This is a genomic window from Kitasatospora sp. NPDC001225 (genome assembly GCF_053597855.1).
On sequence record NZ_JBSFJC010000436.1, the window covers coordinates 1 to 1,542 of the forward strand.

The 1,542-nt window shown below is 76.3% G+C and carries 1 protein-coding gene; it reads right to left on the minus strand.

Going from position 1 to position 1,542, the window contains the following annotated elements; genetic code table 11:
- Positions 1 to 17 precede the first annotated feature (17 nt).
- Positions 18 to 1,542 (minus strand): non-ribosomal peptide synthetase (locus ACWDCZ_RS41270; RefSeq protein WP_449818710.1); only part of this gene is annotated, 1,525 nt, incomplete at its 5' end.

A 1,542-nucleotide genomic window follows, 5' to 3' on the forward strand; every position in this document is an offset into this window, starting at 1 on the left:
GTTCTCCTGCGCCGTGCTCACAGGGTGCACTCCTCGAAGGCCGGGGCCGGGGCCTGCTCGGCGGCCGGCTGGTGGGCGGACATCGCGCGGATGGTCGGGCGGCGGAAGAAGTCCAGGACGCCGATCCGCACGCCGGTCTCCTCGCGGACCCGGTTCAGCAGCCGGGTGGCGGCCAGGGAGTGCCCGCCGAGGTCGAAGAAGGAGGTCTCCACCCCGGCGGGGCGGCCGAGCTCCTCCTCCCAGAGCTGCTGCAGCGTGCGCTCCAGCCCGGTGGCCGGGGCGGCCTGCGGCTCGTCCGCGCCGAGCGGGCGCGGCTCGGGCAGGGCGGCGGTGTCCAGCTTGCCGTGCGGGGTGAACGGCAGGGTGTCGACGGTGGCCCAGAGGCTCGGGACCATGTAGTCGGGCAGCAGGTCGGCCAGGCGGTCGGCGATCCCGGGCAGGTCGGCGGCCGCGCATCCGACGTACCCGGCGAGCACGGTGCCCGCCGGGGTGCGGCGTGCCGTCACGGCGGCGGCGTGCACGCCGGGCAGGCCCAGCAGCACGGTCTCGATCTCGCCCGGCTCGACCCGGTAGCCGCGCACCTTGACCTGGCGGTCGGCCCGGCCGAGGTACTCCAGGCGGCCGTCCGGGCGCCAGCGGCCGAGGTCGCCGGTGCGGTAGCTTCGGCCGTCGGGGGTGTCGGTGAAGACGGCGGCGCTCTCCTCGTCGCGGCCGATGTAGCCGATGCCGACCTGGACGCCGAGGGCGTGGATCTCGCCGACCGCGCCGGGCGGCACCCGGCGTCCGGAGGCGTCGAGCAGCACGATCCGGCTGCCCGGGGTCGGGCGGCCGATCGGCGCGTACTCCGGGCCGTCCGGTTCGATCTCACCGGCCGTCAGCGCGTGGGTCTCGGTCGGGCCGTAGTGGTTGACCATCCGGCAGCCGGGGTTGCGGCCCAGGAAGGCCCGCAGCCCGGGGGTGAGCAGCACCTGCTCGCCGCCCGAGATCAGCTCCCGCAGGTGCGGCACCGGCTCCTCGCCGAGCGCGTCGGCCAGTGCGGCCAGCGGGGTGTACGGCAGGTGGACCCGTTCGGCCCGGGTGGCCCGGACGACGGCGGCCAGCGCCGTCACGTCGTAGCGGGTCTCCTCCTCGATCAGCAACAGGGTGCCGCCGCCGGCCAGCGTGGTGAGGATCTCCTGGACGCTGACGTCGAACCCGCAGGAGGCGTACTGGAGGGTGCGGGCCGCGGGGTGGTCGGCGACGTTCCAGGCCACGAAGTGGGCCAGGGCCAGCGAGTGCATCAGCACGCCCTTGGGGCGGCCGGTGGACCCGGAGGTGTACAGCAGGTACGCGGGCGCCTGCGCCGAGGGGGCGGGCAGCGGGGGCAGCGCGGCGGGGTCGGCGTCGGCCGGGGCGGTGCCGGTGAGCACCGTCGGCACGGTCAGGCCGAGCTCCTTCGGGGCGTCGTCCGTGGTGGTGAGCAGCACGACCGGCGCGCTGTCCGCGACGACCACGCTCTGGCTGCCCGTGTACGCGCTGGCCGCCGCGCTGCTGGCCGCGCTC